15 protein-coding genes are annotated in these 20438 nt (G+C 73.2%); 5 read left to right on the top strand and 10 right to left on the bottom strand.

What is annotated here, in order from left to right; translation table 11 throughout:
* Nucleotides 1–222: 222 nt before the first annotated feature.
* The gene (locus tag OG472_RS35585; protein WP_405942427.1) at nucleotides 223–1242 is read right to left on the bottom strand and encodes a LacI family DNA-binding transcriptional regulator; all 1020 of its coding nucleotides are present in this window, start codon (nucleotides 1240–1242) and stop codon (nucleotides 223–225) included.
* 153 nt (nucleotides 1243–1395) lie between these two features.
* Here OG472_RS35585 and rhaI point away from each other — a divergent pair, with 153 nt between their 5' ends.
* The 5 genes from rhaI to OG472_RS35610 all read left to right on the top strand — a co-directional run bounded on the left by rhaI (nucleotide 1396) and on the right by OG472_RS35610 (nucleotide 10133).
* A complete protein-coding gene (gene rhaI, locus OG472_RS35590) occupies nucleotides 1396–2562 on the top strand; it encodes an L-rhamnose isomerase (protein WP_401605296.1) in 1167 nt (388 codons plus the stop codon).
* Between the two features lie 115 nt (nucleotides 2563–2677).
* Nucleotides 2678–4717, top strand: a complete 2040-nt coding sequence (locus tag OG472_RS35595; RefSeq protein ID WP_405942428.1) for a bifunctional aldolase/short-chain dehydrogenase — start codon at nucleotides 2678–2680, stop codon at nucleotides 4715–4717.
* A 7-nt stretch (nucleotides 4718–4724) separates the two neighbouring features.
* Nucleotides 4725–6197 carry a rhamnulokinase family protein gene (locus OG472_RS35600; RefSeq protein WP_405942429.1) on the top strand — a complete coding sequence of 491 codons (1473 nt, stop codon included), beginning with the start codon at nucleotides 4725–4727 and terminating at the stop codon, nucleotides 6195–6197.
* Nucleotides 6198–6645: 448 nt separating this feature from the next.
* The gene (locus tag OG472_RS35605) at nucleotides 6646–9810 is read left to right on the top strand and encodes a discoidin domain-containing protein (RefSeq protein ID WP_405942430.1); all 3165 of its coding nucleotides are present in this window, start codon (nucleotides 6646–6648) and stop codon (nucleotides 9808–9810) included.
* Nucleotides 9807–10133 carry an L-rhamnose mutarotase gene (locus OG472_RS35610; protein ID WP_405942431.1) on the top strand — a complete coding sequence of 109 codons (327 nt, stop codon included), beginning with the start codon at nucleotides 9807–9809 and terminating at the stop codon, nucleotides 10131–10133. Before OG472_RS35605 ends, OG472_RS35610 begins: the two co-directional genes overlap by 4 nt.
* A 349-nt stretch (nucleotides 10134–10482) precedes the next feature.
* Here the strand turns inward: OG472_RS35610 and OG472_RS35615 are convergent, their stop codons facing one another.
* The 9 genes from OG472_RS35615 to OG472_RS35655 all read right to left on the bottom strand — a co-directional run bounded on the left by OG472_RS35615 (nucleotide 10483) and on the right by OG472_RS35655 (nucleotide 20437).
* Nucleotides 10483–10935 carry a hypothetical protein gene (locus OG472_RS35615; RefSeq protein WP_405942432.1) on the bottom strand — a complete coding sequence of 151 codons (453 nt, stop codon included), beginning with the start codon at nucleotides 10933–10935 and terminating at the stop codon, nucleotides 10483–10485.
* Between the two features lie 155 nt (nucleotides 10936–11090).
* Nucleotides 11091–11888: a 3-hydroxybutyrate dehydrogenase gene (locus tag OG472_RS35620; RefSeq protein WP_405942433.1), complete on the bottom strand. Its 798-nt coding sequence runs from the start codon at nucleotides 11886–11888 to the stop codon at nucleotides 11091–11093.
* A gap of 108 nt (nucleotides 11889–11996) precedes the next feature.
* The gene (locus tag OG472_RS35625; RefSeq protein WP_401605310.1) at nucleotides 11997–12920 is read right to left on the bottom strand and encodes an SDR family oxidoreductase; all 924 of its coding nucleotides are present in this window, start codon (nucleotides 12918–12920) and stop codon (nucleotides 11997–11999) included.
* A 9-nt stretch (nucleotides 12921–12929) separates the two neighbouring features.
* Nucleotides 12930–14204, bottom strand: coding sequence for an MFS transporter (locus OG472_RS35630; protein WP_405833006.1), 1275 nt, complete (start codon nucleotides 14202–14204; stop codon nucleotides 12930–12932).
* A 19-nt stretch (nucleotides 14205–14223) separates the two neighbouring features.
* The gene (locus tag OG472_RS35635) at nucleotides 14224–15510 is read right to left on the bottom strand and encodes an alkaline phosphatase family protein (protein ID WP_405942434.1); all 1287 of its coding nucleotides are present in this window, start codon (nucleotides 15508–15510) and stop codon (nucleotides 14224–14226) included.
* Between the two features lie 37 nt (nucleotides 15511–15547).
* Entirely contained in the window at nucleotides 15548–16537 is a 990-nt protein-coding gene (locus tag OG472_RS35640) for a galactokinase (protein WP_405942435.1), read from the bottom strand.
* On the bottom strand, nucleotides 16534–18402 hold the full coding sequence (locus tag OG472_RS35645) for a methyltransferase domain-containing protein (RefSeq protein ID WP_405942436.1): 1869 nt from the start codon (nucleotides 18400–18402) through the stop codon (nucleotides 16534–16536). The genes OG472_RS35640 and OG472_RS35645 overlap by 4 nt, the downstream gene beginning before the upstream one ends.
* Nucleotides 18399–19565 carry a glycosyltransferase gene (locus OG472_RS35650; protein ID WP_405943231.1) on the bottom strand — a complete coding sequence of 389 codons (1167 nt, stop codon included), beginning with the start codon at nucleotides 19563–19565 and terminating at the stop codon, nucleotides 18399–18401. Before OG472_RS35650 ends, OG472_RS35645 begins: the two co-directional genes overlap by 4 nt.
* A 2-nt stretch (nucleotides 19566–19567) precedes the next feature.
* Nucleotides 19568–20437, bottom strand: a complete 870-nt coding sequence (locus OG472_RS35655) for an alpha/beta fold hydrolase (RefSeq protein WP_405942437.1) — start codon at nucleotides 20435–20437, stop codon at nucleotides 19568–19570.
* Nucleotide 20438: the final 1 nt, after the last annotated feature.

A 20438-nucleotide genomic window follows, 5' to 3' on the forward strand; every position in this document is an offset into this window, starting at 1 on the left:
AGTGCGGTGAGGATCCCGGCCCAGGTTCCGTCCCGCTGCCACCGCCGGAACAGATCGTAGACCCGGTCCCAACGGCCCGTAGCGTTCCGGCACATCCCGCCACGGGGCGCGCGCGAACCCGCCCGAGCCGTCTCCTCGCCTACGAGACCCGGCCTGGTCGCCCCGGCCCCGCCGTCCAGGTGCCGCACTGACGGCAGGCGCGCGGGCACGGCAACGCCACGCTCAGCCGGGCAGCGGCACGACCAGCGTCGAACGCCGCACCACCAGCTCCGGCTCGAACACGACTTGTCGGTGCCGGTGGGCCGCGCCGCCCAGGCCGGTCTCCTCGGCGAGCATCTCGGCCGCCGTCCGCCCCATCGCCTCCGCGGGCTGGCGCACCGAGGTCAGCGGCACCGCGGCCGCCGCGGCGAACTCGATGTCGTCGTAGCCGACGATCGCGAGGTCCTCGGGTACCCGCAGGCCCGCGGCGAACGCGGCCTGCAGCATCCCGAGGGCCAGGAGATCGTTCGCGCAGAACACCGCGGTCGGTCTCGGCAGCATCCCCAGCAGGCGGGCGCCGGCGTCGCGGCCCGCCGCCACGTCCAGCCCGTCCACCTCCAGGTCCAGCAGGACGGCGTCGCGGCCGGCCAGCGCCTGCAGCGCGCCGCTGCGGCGGTCGGCGACCTGCTGCAGCCGGTGGCGGCCGCCCGCGAACGCGATCCGTCGGTGGCCGCTCGCCAGCAGGTGCCCGGCCGCCAGGGCGCCGCCCCCGACGTCGTCCACCGACACCGAGCAGGCCTCCAGCTCCGGGGCGAGCCGGTCCACCAGCACGAAGGGCACGCCGCCGCGACGGAGCGCCGCCGCTCCCGACCCCTCAGCGTCGGCCGGAGTCAGCAGTACCCCGCGCACCCGCTGCTCCGCGAAGAGGGCGAGGTAGTCCGCCTCGTCGGCGAGCCGCTGAGCGCTGTTGCAGACCATCACGCCCAGGCCCGCCGCGCGCGCCGCCTGTTCGGCCCCGCGCGCCACGGAGACGAAGAACGGGTTGCCCAGGTCGAGGACCAGCAGACCGATGATCCGGCTGCTGCCGGAGCGCAGCTGGCGCGCCGACTCGCTGCGTACGTAGCCGAGCCGGTCGATCGCGGCCCGGACCCTGGCCCTGGTCTCCTCGCCGACCGTCTCCGGCCGGTTGATCACGTTGGAGACCGTGCCGACCGACACACCGGCCGCCCGTGCCACGTCCTTGATGCTTGCCGCGCCGCCCATGTCCCACCATTGAAAGGTTTCACCGGCTCCGACGGCCGACCCGGAGGTCAGGTTACGACATCACGCCAACTGCCCCCCGTCGGTGCCTTGACGCTTCCCGCGGCTCCTCCCTACCGTCGGAATGAAACGATTCAGATCGTGGGAGGTGCTCCGGTGGCCGACCGATCCGCCGTGAAGGACGCCCTTCGTGCCCAGCGCATCGAGACGCCCTCGTGGGGCTACGGGAACTCGGGAACCCGCTTCAAGGTCTTCGCCCAACCCGGCGTGCCGCGCGACCCGTTCGAGAAGCTCGCCGACGCGGCCCAGGTGCACGCCGCCACCGGCGTCGCCCCGAAGGTCTCGCTGCACATTCCCTGGGACCGGGTCGAGGACTACGGCGCGCTGTCCGCCCACGCCCGCGGGCTCGGACTGGAGATCGGCGCGATCAACGCGAACGTCTTCCAGGACGAGGACTACAAGCTCGGCTCCGTCACCCATCCGGACCCGAGGGTGCGCCGCAAGGCTCTCGACCACCTGCTGGAATGCGTCGACATCATGGACGCCACCGGCTCGCGCGACCTCAAGCTGTGGTTCTCCGACGGAACCAACTACCCAGGCCAAGACGACATTTCGGCCCGCCAGCAACGCCTCTCCGACGCCCTGTCAGAGGTGTACGGGCGGCTCGGCGACGACCAGCGGATCCTGCTGGAGTACAAGCTGTTCGAGCCCGCCTTCTACACCACGGACGTCCCGGACTGGGGCACCGCGTACGCGCACTGCCTGCGGCTCGGGCCCAGGGCCGCGGTCGTCGTCGACACCGGCCACCACGCCCCCGGCACCAACATCGAGTTCATCGTCGCGTTCCTGCTGCGCGAGGGGAAGCTCGGCGGCTTCGACTTCAACTCCCGCTTCTACGCGGACGACGACCTGATGGTCGGCGCCGCCGATCCGTTCCAGCTGTTCCGGATCCTGCACGAGGTCGCCGGGAACGGCGGCTTCGCCCCCGAAACCGGCGTCGCGTTCATGCTCGACCAGTGTCACAACATCGAGGCGAAGATCCCTGCGATCATCCGCTCGGTGATGAACGTCCAGGAGGCCACGGCCAAGGCCTTGTTGGTCGACCGCTCGGCACTGACGGCCGCTCAGAACGCGGGCGACGTACTCGGCGCCAACGAGGTACTGATGGACGCCTACGCCACCGACGTCCGTCCGCTGCTGGCCGAGGTCCGCGCCGAGGCCGGGCGGGACCCGAACCCGGTCGCGGCCTACCGGGCCGGCGGCTGGGCCGAGAAGATCGTCGCCGAGCGGGTCGGCGGCGCCCAGGCCGGATGGGGGGCTTGACCCGTCCGCCACGCCAGCCGGCCCGCACCACCTCGTACCCACGGGCCGGCCCGCACCCTCCTCGGGCACCCCCACGAGAGCGCCACCGCCACCGGACAAGGAAGCTGCTCCCGCCATGGCCCAGCACCCCGTCGTCGCCGCCCTCCTCGCCCGCTCCCACCGGCTCGGATCGGATCCGCGCAACACCAACTACGCCGGCGGCAACACCTCTGCCAAGGGCGCAGCCACCGACCCCGTCACCGGGCAGCCAGTCGAACTGATGTGGGTGAAGGGCTCCGGCGGCAACCTCGGCACCCTCGCCGAGGCGGGCCTGGCCGTGCTGCGGCTGGACCGCCTGCGCGCCCTCGCCGACACCTACCCGGGCGTGGAACGGGAGGACGAGATGGTCGCCGCGTTCGAGTACTGCCTGCACGGCAATGGCGGCGCGGCTCCGTCCATCGACACCGCCATGCACGGTCTGGTCGACGCCGCGCACGTCGACCACCTGCACCCCGACTCCGGCATCGCGCTCGCCACCGCCGCCGACGGCGAAAGGCTTACCGCCGCCTGCTTCGGCGACGCCGTTCCGTGGGTGCCCTGGCGCCGTCCCGGCTTCCAACTCGGCCTGGACATAGCCGAGATCAAGCGGACCCACCCGCAGGCCGTCGGCTGCGTCCTCGGCGGTCACGGCATCACCGCCTGGGGCGCCACCAGCGAGGAGTGCGAGGCCAACGCCCTGCACATCATCCGCACGGCCGAGGCCTTCCTGGCCCGCCACGGCAAGGCCGAGCCGTTCGGCCCGCAGCTTGACGGCTACCGAGCCCTGCCAGAGGCAGAACGCCGCCGGCGCGCCGCCTCGCTCGCCCCCGTCATCCGCGGTCTGGCCTCCACCGACCTCCCGCAGGTCGGCCACTTCACCGACGCCGCGCCCGTGTTGGACTTCCTCGCCCGCGCCGAGCATCCCCGCCTGGCCGCCCTCGGCACCTCCTGCCCCGACCACTTCCTGCGCACCAAGGTCGCCCCGCTGGTCCTCGACCTGCCCGCCACCGCGCCCCTGGACGAGACGATCGCCCGCCTGCGGGAGCTGCACACCGACTATCGGGTCGGCTACCGGGCCTACTACGAGCGGTACGCCACCGCGGACTCGCCCCCCATGCGCGGCGCCGACCCGGCGATCGTCCTGGTCCCGGGCGTCGGCATGTTCTCCTTTGGCAGGGACAAGCAGACCGCCCGCGTGGCCGGCGAGTTCTACCTCAATGCGATCAACGTGATGCGCGGCGCGGAGGCGGTCTCCGGCTACGCCCCGATCGAGGAGCGCGAGAAGTTCGCCATCGAGTACTGGGCACTGGAAGAGGCGAAGCGGCGGCGGATGTCCGCGCCCAAACCGCTGGACACCCGCGTCGCCCTGGTCACCGGCGCCGGTTCCGGCATCGGCAAGGCCATCGCGCACCGCCTGGCCGCCGAGGGCGCCTGCGTCGTCGTCGCCGACGTCAACACCGCAACCGCCCGGGCCGTCGCCGGCGAACTCGGCGGCCCGGACCGGGCCGTGGCCGTCACCGTCGACGTCACCTCCGAGGAGCAGATCGCCGAGGCGTTCCGCACCGCGGTCCTCGCCTTCGGCGGTGTCGACCTGGTGGTCAACAACGCGGGCATCTCCATCTCCAAGCCACTGCTGGAGACCACCGCCGATGACTGGGACCGGCAGCACGCCATCATGGCCCGCGGCTCCTTCCTCGTCTCCCGGGAGGCCGCCCGCACCATGATCCGGCAGGGCCTGGGCGGCGACCTCGTCTACATCGCCTCGAAGAACGCGGTCTTCGCCGGCCCCAACAACATCGCGTACTCCGCCACCAAGGCCGACCAGGCCCACCAAGTTCGTCTGCTCGCCGCCGAGTTGGGCGAACACGGAATCCGCGTCAACGGCGTCAACCCGGACGGCGTGGTCCGCGGCTCGGGCATCTTCGCCGGCGGCTGGGGCGCCCAGCGCGCCGCCACCTACGGCATCGCGGAGGAGCAGCTCGGCGCGTTCTACGCCCAGCGCACCCTCCTCAAGCGCGAGGTGCTGCCCGAGCACGTCGCCGCCGCCGTCTTCGCCCTCACCGGTGGCGACCTCACCCACACCACCGGCCTTCACATCCCCGTCGACGCCGGCGTCGCCGCGGCCTTCCTGCGATGAGGCGGCCGTGACGCCCCGCACCCCACACACCCCGGCCGCCTTCGCTGCGGCGGACCTCGGCGCCACCAGCGGACGGGTGCTCGTCGGCCGGGTCGGCCGTGACCGCCTCGACCTCACCGAGACCCACCGCTTCGACAACACTCCCGTCCAACTCCCGGACGGGTTGCACTGGAACGCCCTCGGCCTGTACCAAGGCGTCCTGGACGGCTTCCGCGAGGCCGCCGCGCGCTGGGACCTCGCCTCCGTCGGCATCGACAGCTGGGCCGTCGACTACGGGCTCCTCGACGCCGACGGCGCGCTCCTCGGCAACCCGTTCCACTACCGCGACCCGCGCGGCGCCGCCGCCGTCCAGGCCGTCTGGTCCCGCCTCCCGGCCCGTGAGCTGTACCGGATCACCGGCCTTCAGCACCTGCCGTTCAACACGATCTTCCAGCTCGCCGCCGAGAGGCACCTCGACCGCGCCCGCACCCTGCTCCTGCTGCCCGACCTGATCACCCACTGGCTCACCGGCACCGTCGGCGCCGAGGTCACCAACGCCTCCACCACGGGCCTGTACGACGCCCGCACCGGCGCCTGGTCCGCCCCGGTCCTCGCCGCCCTCAACCTGGACCCGGCCCTCCTGCCCGCACTGCGCCGCCCCGGCGACCACGCCGGCGCCGTGCTTTCGCACGTCGCCGCCGCCACCGGCCTGCGCCCCGATACCCCCGTGGTCGCGGTCGCCTCCCACGACACCGCCTCCGCGGTCGCCGCCGTCCCCGCCGGCACCGAGGACTTCGCCTACATCTCCTGCGGCACCTGGTCGCTCGTCGGCCTCGAACTCGACGCGCCCGTCCTCACCGACGCCTCCCGCGCCGCCAACTTCACCAACGAACTCGGTATCGACGGCACCGTCCGTTACCTGCGCAACGTCATGGGCCTGTGGCTGCTCAGCGAGAGCCAGCGCACCTGGCGCGCCCGTGGCGAGGGGCACCACCTGCCCGAACTGCTCGAACGCGCCGCCGCCGCACGCCCGTTCACGGCGCTCGTCGACCCCGGCGCCCCCGAGTTCCTCGCCCCCGGCGACCTGCCGGCCCGTCTCGCCGAGCACTGCGCCCGCACCGGCCAGCACCTGCCCGAGGATCAGGGCGCCGTCGTCCGCTGCATCCTGGAGAGCCTGGCCCTGGCGCACCGTCACACCCTGTTCCAGGCCGTTCAATTGAGCGGCCGCTCGATCCGCGCCGTGCACCTCGTCGGCGGCGGCAGCCGCAACGCCCTGCTGTGCCGCCTCACCGCCGACGCCACCGGCCTGCCCGTCATCGCCGGCCCCGCCGAGGCCACCGCCATCGGCAACATCCTCGTCCAGGCCCGCACCCACGGCCTGGTCGAGGACCGCGGCGCCATGCGTCGCCTGGTCGCCCGCACCCGGCGCCTGCGGCGCTACGAGCCCGCCGGAGACATCCGCGCGTGGGACGCCGCCGCCGCCCGTGTGGGGCTCGCCTGACCGGAGCTGCACGGCATGGACGCGGTGTCACCCCCCGCCGACCAGACCAGACTGTGACGCTCAGTCAAATATTGCTCAAGCGTGCATGGTTGTGGATCGCAATTCTGGAAATACTCCATTTACCGAAGGGCAACGTGCTGGCCGCCAGGTGGCCGGGTGCGCATATCCCCGATGCGATCGCGCGACCAGCGGCCGCCCTTCGTGTCATCCCCGACTTCGCTGTCATCGCTGTGAGCTGCCCGCACGCCGTCACCAGGACTCCGAACAGCGAGGCCCCGCGTCGACCGAAAGTCGCGCCGCAAAACAATTGTGGGCGGCCCGAACAGGTTTAGAGAAAAGGCCTGTTCGGCTTTCGGAGTCATTTCTCAGAGTTCGGAGGGTTTCCATGCGCACGCGTCGCCGCAGATCCCTGCGTCTCCTGATGTGCCTGGCACTGTCACTGTATGCAGTGCCGCTGTCCGTCCTCGCCGCGTCTCAAGCCGGCGCAGCCGGCGGGCCGACCGTGTGGATCCTGGACGCCACCGACAGGCCCTTCACCTCGACCACCCCGCCGGGCTGGGCGCCGACCGGGATCGAGCTGTACGCGGCCCGCAACGCCTACGAGGCGGCGCAGATCCTGGTGCGGTCCGGTTCGGCGCAGACCGGGGTGTCCGTCACCGCCGGGGCACTGACCGGCCCCGGCGGCGCGGTCATTCCCGCCGCGAACATCACCACGCGCTACGAGTACAACCACCCGAACATCCAGAAGGTCGGCAACGTCCAGAACCCGCCCGACGGTGGGACCGCCTACTACGACGCGCTGATGGACAACACTCCGCAGTCGGTGCCGGCGAACACCACGTACGCCGCCTACTACCAGGTCCACGTGCCGGCCGGTCAGGTGCCGGGCGCCTACATCGGCAGCGCCACGGTGAACAGCAGCCTGGGCGCCGTCACGGTTCCGGTGTCGGTGACCGTGTACAGCGCCACGATCCCGCCGACCTCGCAGTCCACGTTCAAGATGAACAACTGGTTCTCCTCGGCGGGCTGGGACTACGCGGGCACCGAGGCGTCGATCCCGAACGCGTACGGCGTGCAGATGTACGACGCCAACTGGTGGAAGGTCGAGGCCAACATCGCGGCGAACATGGCGCGGCACCGGAACAACGTGATCTACGCCGACGCGGTGGCCCTGCTGATCCCGGACACCACCGTCGACGCCGCGGGCCGCTTCACCTTCGGTTGGTCCACCTTCGACCGGTTCGTGAACCTCTTCGTCAGCGCCGGGGCCATGCAGTACCTCTACACCCCGACCCTGCTGGAGCCGCCCGCCATCGATCCGAACCTCGACACCCTGGTGCCGGTCAACGGCGTCAGCGGCGCGGTCAAGCACGTGCTCTGCCGGCCCAACTCCGCTCCGGCCAACGGCTGCCCGGACACCAACGACTGGTTGAACCAGTTGTTCCCGGCGCTGAAGGCGCACCTGGATGCCAAGGGCTGGACGAACAACTTCTACATGAGCGCCCTGGACGAGCCCACCACCACGCAGCAGGCCACGGCCGCCAACTGGCTCTACACCCTCTACGAGAAGTACTTCCCGAACCCGCGGACCAACGAGGCGCAGCTGACCACCTTCACCGGGAACGCGGCTCACCTGTCGACGCAGACCCCGCTCTCGTCGAACTACGACGCGAACGTCGCGCTCTATCAGAGCTACCGGATCAGCGGGAAGGACCTGTGGCTGTACAGCTGCATCCTCCCGCAGGGCTCGTACATGAACCGCTTCACCAGCAACCACCTCAGCGGGACCAGGCTCCTCCCCTGGCTGACCTGGAAGATCGGCGGCGAAGGCTACCTGCACTGGGGCTGGAACTACTGGCACGACGGCTTCAGCGAGCCGTACCCGGCCGCCGACACCTTCAACACCCCGCAGACCGGCGACAACTGGCTGGTCTATCCGAACAAGGCCGCCTACGGCATCTACGGCAGCCTCCGCAGCGAAGCCCAGACCGCGGGCCTGCAGGACTTCGAACTGCTGCAGCAGCTGGCCGCGGTCAAGCCGCAGGCGGCACGCACCCTGGCCGAGACGTTGATCACCAACCCGTCGGCGTACGACCCCTCCGGGTGGAACGTCGAGGGCCGGCACAAGCAGCTCCTCGACGAACTGAGTGCGGCGGCCGGTGACCTGGCGCTGCCGTTCACGGACGACTTCAGCGGCGGCGACCACTTCTGGACCCACACCCGGGGGACCTGGTCGACCAATGGCGCCCAGTACGCGCAGTCCGACGCGTCGGCGAACTGGGGGGACGTCTCCTACCTGCGCGGCCGGGGCTACACCGACGTCTCGGTCGGCGTGGACCTGCAGATCACCGGAGTGAGCTCGTCCGGCGGAAGCACCAACTGGGCTGGTCTGATGGTGCGTTCGGCCAACGGCACGGACCTGGACTCCGGCTACCTGATCGCCCAGCGGGACAACGGCCAGGTGTTCGTCTACCGCAGCGGCACAAGGATCGGCTCGGCGTCCGTGCCCGGCTACGTGTCGGGGCAGCGCACCCGCCTGCGCGTAGTGGCGCGCGGGAACGCACTGACGGTGTACTCCGGGACCGGGCAGGCGCCGGTGCTGACCGTGACCGACGCGGCGTTCACCGCAGGCGACGTGGGTCTGGTCACCGGCGGCGCCAGCGCGAAGTTCTGGAACGCCCGGGTCATGCCGACCTCTCTCGCCCCGGCCGAGAGTGCCGCCGTCACCGCCTCCAGCTCGTACGAGGCCGACGGCTGGGGTATCCGCTCGGCGGTCGACGGGCAGCGGCCGTCGGCGCCGAACGCTGCGGGGTGGAGCAGCTCCGGCAGTATCGCCACCAACCACACCGAGTGGGTGCGGCTGGACCTGGGCTCGACCCGGCCCGTGAGCCGGGTGGACCTCTACCCGCGCAGCGACGGGGCCAATGCCGGTCAGGGCTTCCCGGTCGACTTCACCATCCAGACCTCCACCGACGGTACGAACTGGACCACGGTCAGCACCCGGACCGGGTACGCGAGGCCCGGCGCCACGGCGCAGACCTTCCCGTTCGCGACGGTCAATGCGCGCTACGTGAAGGTGACGGGGACCAACCTGAGCACAGATCAGTTCGGTAATTTCCACATGCAGTTCGCGGAGATCGAGGCTGTCGGCGGAGATCTGGCACCGGGCCGCACGGCGACCACCTCCAGCTCGGTCGAGTACCCCAACGAGGGCTGGCTGACCGCCAACCTCACCAACGGGACCCATCACACCGACCTGTGGAACTCCTCGGGCTGGAGCAGCGCCGGGGCCGGCTCTCCGAACACCACGCAGTGGGCGCGGGTGGACCTCGGCGGCCCGTCACGGATCAGCCAGGTCACTCTGTACCCCCGCGACGACATCCCGAACACCGGGCGCGGCTTCCCGTCGGCCTTCACCGTCCAGCTCTCGGCCGACGGCACGAACTGGACCACCGTGGTGTCGAGGAGCTCGTACCCGCGCCCCGGAGCCGGCGGCCTCTCCTTCGCCTTCGCCGCCACCACCGCCCGGTACGTGAAGGTCACCGGCACCACGCTCACCGCCGACCAGTTCGGCGTGTACTACATGCAGTTGGCGGGGATCGGTGTCTCATGACGAAGCACCGGGTCTGCTTCCTGCTCCAGGTGAAGGCCGAACTCGCCGACGAGTACCGCGAGCGCCACGCCCAGGTGTGGCCGGAGATGCTCGATGCCCTCCGGGCCACCGGCTGGACCAACTACTCCCTGTTCCTGCGCCCGGACGGCCTGCTCGTCGGCTACCTGGAGACCGAGGACTTCGATCGCGCCCGCGAGGCGATGTCCGCCACCGAGGTCAACGCCCGCTGGCAGGCCGAGATGGCCCGCTACTTCCAGTACCTGGACGGCGCGCCGGCCGACCAGGCGATGGCACCGCTGACGGAGGTGTTCCACCTGGACTGACAGTCCTGAGAGGAGGTATGTGACTTTGTCCGGCCTGCCGCCGCGGCTGCCCAGCCGTTTGCGGTTGGCGGCCTGGTCGGCGGGCTGCGGGATCACTGCCCGGATTCCGCGGCGCCGCAGATGACGGTGGATCGCCCGGGCCCTGTGCCGTTGGAGGCGCTGGCGCCGGTGGGGAGGTGATCGCCGTGGTGGGCGCGCTGCTGCTGGCAGGGTGACACGCAGGAAGGGGCGGCAGCCCGGCACTGGGAGCATACGCAGCCGGAGCTCGGTCACCGGCATATGTGGCCGGTCACCACGATCACCCTCGCCCCGGTGCAAGCCACCCCCCACACGGGTGTGGGCGGCCGGGTCAGCGGTACAGCACGACGAGGGAGGCGAGGAGAAGGGCGGCCGCGGCCGAGAGGCCCGGGATCCGGTAGCGGTCCCACGCGGCCAGCGCGAGTGTGCACGACCACGCTCCACCCGCGAGGGCGGCAGCCCACCAGCCGGCGGTCGTCTGTGCGGCGGCGAGGGGGAACACCCCGAGCACGACCGTCGGCAGGACGACGGCGAGCCGGGGGCCGATGCCCAGCCGCCCGTAGACGATCATCAGGACTGTGAGGGCGGCCGTCAGGGTGACGGGAACGGCCGCCCAGTCCCACCAGGTCCAGCAGAGGCCTTCCGTCGCCTCGCACGCCCGGGCGTCGTGATGCTCGACCCAGGTGAAGAAGAGCACGGCGCCGTAGGCCAGAACCGCACCGGTGAGGGCCGCGCCGAACGCTCTCGGTACGACGGGCCGGGTCTCCGCGTGCGGCGTGCTCATGGTTCCGGACTCTCCTCTTGTCGCTCCGTCACTTCCTTCGGACGCATTCGATCAGATGATCACCGTTCTCCGCATCCACGGTCGCCCCGTGGTCCTCGCCGTGGAATCCGGGGAAGGCACGGTCGAAGGCCTCCGCGCTCCCCGCCCCCGAAGGGTCAGTGCGCGCCCCAGCCGCCGTCGACGGGGAGCGAGGCGCCGGTGATGTAGCCCGTGAGCGGCCCGCAGAGCCACACCGCCACCGCGGCCACCTCTTCCGGCTCGATCAGCCGCTTGATCGCGGCGCGTTCCAGCAGTACGTCCGTGACGACGTCCTCGGGGGCGATGCCGTGGGCGGCGGCCTGCGAGGTGATCTGGTGCTCGACCAGAGGGGTGCGTACGTAGCCGGGGTTGATGCAGTTGCTGGTCACCCCGTGCGGCGCGCCCTCGAGGGCGGTGACCTTGCTCAGCCCCTCCAGGCCGTGCTTGGCGGCGACGTAGGCGGACTTGAAGGGGCTGGCCCGCAGGCCGTGCACGCTGGAGATGTTCACCACCCGGCCCCAGCCGGCCGCGTACATGTGCGGCAGGCACTGCCGGATCAGCAGGAACGGTGCGGTGACCATCACCTTCTGGATCAGCTCGAACCGGGCCGGCGGGAAGCGCTCGATGGGCGCGACGTGCTGCAGCCCGGCGCTGTTGACCAGGATGTCGACCTCGTCCGGCAGCGCATGCACCGCCTGCGCGTCGGCGAGGTCCACGGTGTGCGCACGGCCGCCGACGGCAGTCGCCACGGCCCCGGCCGCGTCGGCATCGAGGTCCGCCACGTGCACCAGGGCCCCGGCCTCTGCCAGCGCCTGCGCACAGGCCCGGCCGATACCGCTGGCGCCCCCGGTCACCAGGGCGGTGCGCCCCGAGAGGTCCACGCCGCCGGCACCGTGGGCGAAGGATCCGGGAGTCGCGTGAAATTGGCTCGTCATGGCCGGAACGCTAGAGACGCAGCGCCGGACATCCCATGTGCACGAGCGCCACAGTGGGCCGCGGGGCAGTGTGCCCCGGCGCCATGCCGGCCCGGGGACCGGCACTGCCTAGCGGTAGCCGGTGGTGTCCGCCGGGCGGTCCGGGTCCTGGACCTCGACCATGTAGCGCCAGGCGTCCGGGCGGCTGCCGTCGAGGTCGGTGAAGCCGTAGACGCCCGCGAGCTGCCCGCTCGAGAGGGACTGTCCGTTCCAGCGGGCCACCTCCGGGTCCGCGGCGAGCGCCGCGACCGCCCGGCCGACGTACGACGGGGTCTCGGAGATGGCGAAGTGCGGGACCTTGGCCAGCGCGTCCCGCCAGTTCTCCTCCGTCACCCCGAAGTTGTCGAGCATCATCTCCGAGCGCAGCCAGCCCGGGGTCAGTGCCACCGCCGTGACCCCGCGCGGCCCCAGCTCGTGCCCCAGCGCGAACGCCATGCGCAGGACCGAGGACTTGGCGATGTCGTAGAAGAAGGAGACGCGGTAGCGGCTCGCGTTGTACTCGGCCGTGCCGTCCGTCATCTCCACCACCAGGCCGCCGGGTTCGCGCAGCATCAGCGGCAGCGCGAAATGGCTGGTGATGGCGTGGGTCTCCACCGCCAGCCGCATCAGCCGCAGCCCGTTGTCCAGGTCGTGCTCCCACACCGTACTCTCCCACTCGAAGAGCCGCTCCCCGCCCCAGACGTCGTTGACCAGCACGTCGAGCCGGCCCTGCTCGGTGTCGATCCGCCGCACCAGCGCCTCCACCTCGGCCGGCACCAGGTGGTCGGCGACCACCGCGATGCCCCGGCCGCCCGCGGCCGTGACCAGCTCGGCGGTCTCCTCGATCGTCTCGGGGCGGTCGTACTCCGAGCGGCGGCCGGCGGTGCTCCGCCCGGACACGTACACCGTCGCGCCCTGTGCGCCCAGTTGGACCGCGATGCCGCGGCCCGCGCCCCGCGTCGCCCCGGCCACGAGGGCCACCCTGCCTTCGAGAGTCCGCTGTGTTTCCGGCATGGCCCGACCCTACGACGACCGCCCCGCCCGTGTCCCGCCGGACACGGCGACCGCCGCCAGGGTCAGCAGCAGCCCGCCCGCCGCCAGGCCCAGCGCCTGGCCCGGCCCCCACAGGGTCCAGGCCGCCCCGAAGAGCAGGGAACCCGCGAACCGGGCCAGCGCCTGCGCGGTTTGGAGCGCCGCGAGCCCGGTGGTGCGCAGCTCGGCCGGGAGCAGCGGCCCGGCCGCGGCCATCAGCACCCCGTCGGTGGCCGCGTAGAACAGGCCGAGCAGGGCGAGCACGCCCGCGGCCAGCGGCGCCCCGGCCGGTACCGGGGCCAGGAGCAGCAGGCAGGCGCCGAGCAGCAGCGCGTGCCCGCCGAGGAAGACCCGGCGGCGCCCCAGCCGGTCGGCGAGCCGGCCCACGGGCAGGGCGGCCAGCAGGAACACGGCCGCCGTGCCCACGGGCAGCAGCGGGAAGTACGCGGCCGACAGGTCGAGCCGGCGCTGGAGCAGCAGGTAGAGGAAGGCGTCGCCGACGGTGAACAGGCCGAGCACGGCGGCCGTCAGGCACAGCCGCCGCAGGCCGGAGAGCCGTAGCAGGGTGCGTACGGGGGACGGCGGGGTCCGGGGTGCCGCCGATGCGGGGACAGGGACAGGGGCGGGGACGGGTGCGGGGGCCTCCCGTACGAAGAGCGCGAGCAGCACCACGCCCAGCACGGCGATGCAGCAGCTCACGGTGAACACGGCCTCGTACCCGTCCACCGCCACCCACAGCACCCCGAACGCGGCCAGCGGCCCCAGCAGCGCGCCCGCCGTGTCCAGCGCGCGGTGTACCCCGAAGGCGCGGCCCTGCTCCTGCGGCGGCACGGACAGCGAGATCAGCGCGTCGCGCGGGGCGGTGCGCAGGCCCTTGCCGGTCCGGTCGGCGGCCAGCACCGCGGCGACCGACCAGGGGGTGGTGACGGCGAGCAGGGCGGCCTTGCACACGGCGGAGAGCGCGTAGCCCGTGCCCGCGACGAGCTTGCGCCGGTGGGTGCGGTCGGCGATCCGGCCGCCCGCGAGGCGAAGCAGCGCGGTGGCGCCCTGGTGAAGCCCGTCCAGGGCGCCGAACGCCAGCGGGGACATGCCCAGTCCGGCCATCAGGTACAGCGGCAGGACCGCAGTGACCATCTCCGCGGAGACGTCCGTGACCAGGCTGACCAGTCCGAGCGCGAACACCGTGCCGGGGACGGCACGCAGGGGGCCCTTCGGGGCCGGGGTGTCCCCGGCGATGTCCGCGGCCCGGCTGGTCGACAGGTACACGGATGCCTCCTCGGAGCGGCTAGAACCAGTTGACGGTGAGCGGGAACGCGGCGGTGACGGTGGTGCCGGTGGTGTCGGTGGCGGTCGCCGTGATCTGGACCGTGCCGCTGCCCCAGGGCTTGCCGGAGAGGCGTCCCGAGCCGGCGTCGACGCTCAGGCCCCAGGGCAGGCCGGTGGCCGCGTACCGGTAGGCGGGCTTGCCGCCGGTGGCGGTGAGCTGGATGGTGCAGGACTGGTTGAACTTGCAGGTCTGCGGGCCGGGGTTGGCCAGCTTCAGATCACCCGGAGTGGGGGTGGGGGTCGGCGTGGGTGTCGGTGTCGGGGTGGGCGTCGGGGTGGGAGTGGGCGTGGGGGTCGGGGTGGGCTCCGTCGAGGTGTCGAACACCTCGCTGATCGGCTGGACGTTGGCCGCGTTTCCGGCGTGCGTCGCCGTGCCGAAGAGGTCCTCGAAGGTCCGCAGCAGGTGGTGGTGGTTGAAGGCAGTGGCGTACTTGCCCGTCTTGACCTTCGCGCCGTAGAAGACGGTGGCGATCTGGTTCGAGCCGAGGTAGTTGTCCTCGTCCCAGGTGAGCACCAGCAGGCTGTTGTTGGCCTTCGCCCACTGGGCGTAGGCGTCGATGTTGTTCCTCGTCCAGGTGTCTCCCGTGTTCACGGAGCACGAGTGCATGTCGTTGCACTGGTTGGGGACCACGAAGGAGAGGTTCGGCAGCGCCGCGAAGTTGTTCTGCGGGAACTGCGCCCACGTCTTGCCGGTGTTCAGCGGCACGTTCTTGAAGGCGAACCACGGGTTGTGCTTCTGCGCGTACTGGCCGTTCGTGCAGGCCGTGGACCCCTCGCTCGGCAGGTCCTCGTTGTACGTCGCGAAGGTCTTGCCCGCGGCGATCAGCTCCTGGCCGAGGTTCGGCGCCGTCATCGACTGCGGGGTGTAGCAGCCGTCGCCCGTGATGCCCTGGGTGGCACCGGAGAAGAGGTTGAAGTAGTTCGGCTGGCTGGGGTGGGTCAGCGCCTTCATGCCGGTCAGGCTCGCGCCGCCGTTCGCCAGCTGGTTGACGTACGGGGCGTTCGCGCTGCCGATGATCTCCCCGTACTGCTTGTTCTCGTACACGACGACCACCACGTGGTCGTACGTCGGCAGCGCGGCCGCGGCCACCGCCGCACCGGACGGACCGCTCTCCGCGGCCTGCGAGTTGGCCACGGTGAACGCGCCCAGCAGGCCGAGCGCGCCGAGCCCGGCCACGAGCGCCGACCAGCGGGCCCGGCGTCTCATCTCGGCCCTGGGCGAGGGTGATGGCGAGGGGATGGGCATGGTGTTTCCTCCCTGTCGTGGGTCCGGCGACCCGGTGTCATTCCTCGCGCCGCGCCGCACCGGCCGCGGCGATGTTCAGGAAGCGCGGTACGGGCCGTCCCCGGCCGCGGAAGTCCTCCGCGACCGCGGCCCGCACCGCCGTCAGTCGTGCCTCGGGCAGCAGCACCAGCACGCTCCGCCCCGGCCGCGGCCCGGGCTGCCAGGCGCTCAGCGCACCGGCCCGCCGGGCGCAGGACACCGCCCGCGCCAGCTCACGCGACCGGTCCTCGGCCTCGCCCCGGACGGCGACCAGCACCAGCCGGGCGCCCGAGGCCGCAGGGTCGAAGGGCACGTACCGCTGCCGCCGCCGGGGTTCCGGAGCCACCAGCAGGGCCCGGCCGGGCCGGGCGAAGAGCACCGCCCTGCGCAGCCCGTCGTCCCCGTCCGGCAGCGCACCGGCCAGCAGCCGGGCCAGGTCCGCGCGGTCCGGCCGCTCACCCGCCGCCGCGTGCACGTCGGCCACCGCCAGTGCCACCGCGCACTCGGCGGGCTCCGCCGTGGCCAGGCCGGCGGCCCCCGTGAGCGAACCCTGCACGTGCAGGTCCGTCCCGCCGCGGCCGTGGCCGGCACGGGCCAGCGCCCGCAGCACGGTGTACGGCCGCACGGCCCAGTCGGGTGCGGTGGGCGGCGGCCCGGACAGCGTCAGCGGCAGATCGCAGCTGTCCGCGGGGTGGGCGAGGGAGCTGAGCCGCACCAGGCCGTCGGTGCGCGGGGCCGCGGCGGCGGCCGTCGGCCAGCCGGCCGCCGCGACCAGCCCGGGGGAGCCCAGGTGGAAGGCGTACGGCGCGCTCCACACGGCGGCGGGGGGCCGCCCGTGCGCGGCCTCCAGCGCGTAGGCGACGAGCCGGAACAGCGGATCGGCGGTGGCCCGCCGGGCCAGTCCGCCGCCGGCGAGGCCGACCGGTTCCCCTCCGGCCCGGTCGGCGGCCCGCCCGGTGTCCGGATCGTCTGCGGTGGAGGGTGCCCCGGAGGCTTCCGCGCCCTTCACGCGATGTCCTTGCGGGCCAGCATCCGGTAGGCGTTGCCGCCGTCCGTGCGGTGGGCCGACGCCGTGCGCAGGGCGTCGAGCACCGCCGCGCCCGCGAAGGCCGGCAGGGCGGCCAGCCGAACGGCGTGGGCGAGGGCCCGGGCGCGGGCCGTGGCCGGGGGACCCCACGGGCGGTCCGGGTCCGGGGCCAGCCGCGTCGCCGTGAGCGCCACCGCGCCGAAGAAGTCGTTGCCCTGGTGGGCCGGTCCGTGCTCCTCGGCGAGGACGGTGAACCCCCGGTCGGCCAGTGCCTCGCGCAGGTTCGCGGCGGGCACCAGGTGCTGGTGCTGGGGCTGGAACCAGGGCAGCCACACCGGGCCGAGCAGCCGGGCCATCCGTGATTCCGGGTCGGGCAGCTCGATGGTCAGGAAGCCGCCGGGGGCCAGGACGGCGGCCGCCGCGTCCAGTTCGGCGAGCGGATCCCGGGTGTGTTCCAGGTAGTGGTACATGCTGACCACCTCGTACTGGCCCGCCAGCTTCGATGCGAACTCCGGGAACTGCCCCTGGTATCCGGTCTCCACCCAGCCGCGGCGCTCCGCCTCGCGGACCCCGTCTCCCATGTCGAGCCCGTCGAACCGGGTCCGCGGCCAGACGGCCCGCGCCGCGTTGCAGAAGTGGCCGTGCCCGGTGCCCACGTCGAGCCAGGAAAGCGGGTCGGCGTGCGGCAGGAGCATCTCGGCGCGCCCCCGGTAGGCGGCGCCCAGCCTTCCGAAGACCGTGCCCGCGCCCTCGCCGCCGCGCCCATCGTAGAAGTCGCGGTAGTAGAATTCCAGGCCCTCAAGGGTCAGCCGGGGGTTCTGGAAGACGTGCCCGCACTCCCCGCACTGCTCCAGGGTGAAGAGGCCCGGCTTGCCCTGGAGCAGATCGGGCACCCGGACCCGGACGGCGAGCCTGCCGGAGCCGCACCACGGGCAGTCCGGGCGGCGCGGTTCGAGGAAGTGTGCGACACCGGAGGTCAGTTCGGCCCGGTAGGCGGCGGCCCGCGTGGCGTCCCGCGCGCGGTCCTCGCCGGTTCCGCCCCGGCCGGCCGCCGCGGCCGTACGCAGGGCGGCGCCGAGGGAGCGCAGCGGCCGGGCCGCGGTGGCCCGGGCCAGATCGGCGGGCCGCAGCGGGGAGCCCGGCCCGCCCAGGGCGAGGTACGGCTGGAGCCAGTACAGTCCGGCCGCGGCTGCGCCCCACCGGCCCTGGCGCAGCGCGACGCCCGCCAGCAGCGCCAGCCCGCCGAGCTGCGCGGCGGCCAGTGCCCCCGGCGGCAGCCCCTGGGCCCGCAGCTCGGCGACCCGCGCCGGTCCCCGGGGCTCGTCGGGTGCTCCACAGCTCAGGCCGGGAGCGATGGCCAGGCCCGTCGCATCGGCGGCGTACTCCTTCAACCGGCGGGTCAGCGCGAGGAGTTCCGCCGGTTCCGGGCGCGGCCCGACCGGATCCGCCCCGGCCCGCGCCAGCACTTCCTCGGCGACGAGCACGGCGAACCCGGCCCCGCGCCCCTCGCCGAGCCGGTCCCACCGGTACCGGGCCGGATCGACCAGCCGCAGCAGCCCCAGCGCCCGCTCGGCGGCCAGGTCGGCGGGCAGCAGGTCCAGCACCCGCAGCCCTTCCCCTTCGGCGTGCGCGCAGGCGGCGAGGAAGGTGGCCGCGTCGGGCTCGACGCCGCGGGCGGTGAGCAGCCGCCAGCCGGCCGGCCGCGGTACGCCGGCCGCCGCGAGCGGGGTCACGGACAGCACCGGGATCGCCCGCAGCCGGCGCCCGGCGCGTACGGTGCCCGCGGCGAGTGCGGCCAGTAACACCGCGGAGGTCCACCGGACCCGGGAGAGCGGGGGTGGCGTCATAGCAGTTTCTCCAACCGGTCGGCCGCGGCGGCAGCCCCGCCCGCCGCGGCGAATGAGGCCTGGATCCGCCGGGCGGCCCGGCGGGGGCCGGGATCGTCCAGCACGGCCGTGAGCGCGTCGCGCAGTTCCTCGGCCCGGGTCCTGCCGAAGCGCACCCGGATTCCGGCTCCGGCCTCGACCACCTGCCGGGCCACGATCGGCTGGTCGTCCCGGATCGGGGCGACCACCAGCGGCAGCCCGTGCGCCAGGGCCTCGCAGACGGTGTTGTGGCCGGCGTGGCAGACCACCGCGTCCAGGTGCGGCAGCAGTTCCAGCTGCGGGACGCTCTCCTGGAGCAGTACGTGGCCGGGCACCGGCCCGATCAGCGCGGAGGGCGCCGCCAGCACGAACTGGACGTCATCGGCGAGCCGTTCGGCGGCGCCCAGCACCGCGCCGTAGAAGCGGGCACCGGCCTCCTGGTTCAGGGTGCCCAGGGACACCAGCACCCGCCGCCGCGCCGGGTCCAGCCGCTGCCAGGGGAACCCGGGCGGGACCGGCCGGGCCCCGAAGGCCGGTCCGACGTAGGCGTGGTGTGCCGGGAACTCCCCGGCAGTTCCGACGAGTTCGGGAGTGGAGAAGACCAGGACCAGCCGCTCCGAGAAACGCGGGTCCCAGCCCCCGGGCTCCCGCGCCGCGTCACCGAACTCCGCGAGCAGTCCGGAGATCTGCCCGGCAACCCACTCCCCGACCTTCGCGAAGTCCGAGAAGGGCCGGGTCAGTTCGGCCGAGGTGCTGGCGGAGGTCGCCCACGGGACCCCGAGCCGCCGGGCGACCAGCGGCCCGGCCAGGGCCTGCTGGTCGGCGACCATCACGTCCGGCCCGAACGCCCGGACGGCCCGTTCCACCCCCGGCGCCATCGCCCGGGCCAGCGGCACCAGCGCCTCCTCCCACAGGAACCGCAGCGCCCCCACCCCGCGCAGATCGCGCCAGCGCTCGTGCAGCGCCGCGTACCCGCCGCCCGCCTCCTCGCCGGCCGGCAGGATCCGTGCCTGCGCGGGCAGCAGGCGGGCCAGCGCGGAGGCCGGCCCCGTCCAGGCGATCTCGTGTCCCCGGGCCGCCAGTTCGGCCCCGACGGCGACGGTCGGATTGACGTGCCCCGCCAGCGGGGGCACGGTGAACAGCACCTTCACCGGACCAGCGCTCCCGCCCGCGGCCGTACCGCTGCTGCCGCTGCCGTCGTGGCGGACGGGTTCGCCGGAGTCTTCGCGGCCGTCGCGTCGAGATGGGCCAGCACGGACTCCCGCAGCACCCCGCTGCTCTCCTTGAGCACGTCGTGTCCCAGACCCGGCAGGATCCGCAGCGCGCCCTTCGGGGCGTGGCGGGCCAGCTCCCGCGCGCCCGGGACCAGTTCGGAGTGCTCGCCGCAGACGGTCAGGACCGGGCAGCGCAGCCGGGCGTAGTCGGCCGGGGTGAAGGTGCGGCTCGCGGCGATGTCGTCGATGAGCGTGGTGCGGTTGAGGAGGGCGTCGGCGATGGCCGTGAGGTTGGCGGCCTTGCGCAGGCGCAGGGTGAGCAGCTCGGCGGGTACCGGGCTGTCCTCCAGGCTGAGCGCGGCCGCCGACAGGGTGTCCACCATGTTCTCCACCCACGCCCCGCCGAGCGGGGGTTCGAGGAGGGTGAGCCCGGCGACGAGGTCGGGCCGGGCCAGGGCGGCGTGCAGGGCGAGGGTCCCGCCGTAGCTGTTGCCGACCAGGTGGACCGGGCGCTGCCCGAGGCCCAGCGCGCCGAGCAGGGCGAAGAGGTCCCGTACGGCGGTGCGGCCGTCGTAGCCGGAGGCCGGGCGCTCGGTACGGCCGTGGCCGCGCAGGTCGTAGAGGACGGCCTCGTGCCCGGCCCGGGCCACGGGCACGGCCAGGGGGCAGTAGAAGGAGGAGAGGTTGTCGACGACCAGCCCGTGCAGGAAGACCACGACGGGGCGGTCCGGGGCGTCGGCTCCGTCGGCGGCCGGGAGCCGCTGGACGTGGAAGCGCAGGGAGTTGGCGAGGACGACGGCCATG

The organism is Streptomyces sp. NBC_00207 (genome assembly GCF_045160965.1).
GTDB lineage: Bacteria > Actinomycetota > Actinomycetes > Streptomycetales > Streptomycetaceae > Streptomyces.